Source organism: bacterium (assembly GCA_030655055.1).
Taxonomy (GTDB): domain Bacteria; phylum Edwardsbacteria; class AC1; order AC1; family EtOH8; genus UBA5202.
Genome location: JAURWH010000131.1, coordinates 1 through 1,090 on the forward strand (window position 1 = coordinate 1; position 1,090 = coordinate 1,090).

The 1,090-nt window shown below is 60.6% G+C and carries 2 protein-coding genes; both read left to right on the plus strand.

Annotation, left to right across the window (positions count from 1 at the left end; all coding sequences use genetic code 11):
- Nucleotides 1–34 precede the first annotated feature (34 nt).
- Complete coding sequence (locus Q7U71_06210) at nt 35–565, plus strand: ABC transporter ATP-binding protein (GenBank protein ID MDO9391349.1); 531 nt, start codon at nt 35–37, stop codon at nt 563–565.
- The coding region (gene lptB / locus Q7U71_06215; protein MDO9391350.1) for an LPS export ABC transporter ATP-binding protein at nt 553–1,090 on the plus strand (538 nt) is incomplete at its 3' end. The genes Q7U71_06210 and lptB, both read left to right, overlap by 13 nt.

Genomic DNA, 1,090 nt, shown 5'->3' on the forward strand with positions numbered 1-1,090 from the left:
CATCACCGGGGCCTCAGGCTAGGGCAAATCAACCCTGCTGCAGATCCTGGGCTGCCTGGACCGGCCTACCACCGGGCAGGTGAACATCAACTGCCAGGAGACCTCAAGGCTTTCGGACCATGAACTGGCCTCGCTGAGGAATGCCAGCATGGGCTTTGTTTTCCAGTTTCACCACTTGCTGCCGGAATTCTGTGCCTGGGAGAATGTGGCCATGCCTCTGCTGGTGCGGGGCCAGTCCCTGGGCCAGGCCGAAGCAGCCAGCCGGAAGATTCTTAACGACCTGGGCCTGGAGGAAAGGGCCGGGCACCGGCCCAACGAACTTTCGGGGGGAGAGCAGCAGCGGGTGGCCATTGCCCGGGCCGTGGTCAACCGTCCCCTGGTGCTGCTGGCCGACGAGCCCACCGGCAACCTGGACCGGGCCACCGGCCAGAACGTGGTCCAGCTTTTATGGGAACTCAACCAGACCACCGGCATAGCGCTGGTGATAGTCACCCACAACCAGGAAATAGCCCAAAGGGCGCAACGCACACTGGAATTAAAGGATGGAAAACTGTGGACCAGATAAAAGAACGTCAGACCCTGAGAACCGAGGGAATATTTAAAAGCTACAAAAAGCACCGGGCGGTGAACGGGATCTCCCTGGAGGTGAAACAGGGCGAGGTGGTCGGCCTGCTGGGGCCCAACGGGGCCGGCAAGACCACCACCTTCAACATCATCACCGGGCTGCTTAAGCCGGACTCCGGCAAAGTGCTTTTGGACCAGACCGAGATCACCGGCCTGCCCATGTACCAGCGGGCCCGGCTGGGGCTGGGATACCTGACCCAGGAGGCCTCGGTCTTCCGCAAGCTTTCGGTTGAGGACAACATCATGGCCATCCTGGAAATGATGCCGCTGAACAAACAGCAGCGCCAGGAACGGTTGAAATCCCTGCTGAGCGAACTCAACATAGAGCACCTGGCCAAGAAGAAGGCTTACGCCATTTCCGGCGGGGAGAGAAGAAGGGTGGAAGTGACCCGGGCCCTGGTCACCAATCCGGCTTTTTTGCTTCTGGATGAGCCCTTCACCGGGATCGATCCCATCGCCCGGGCCG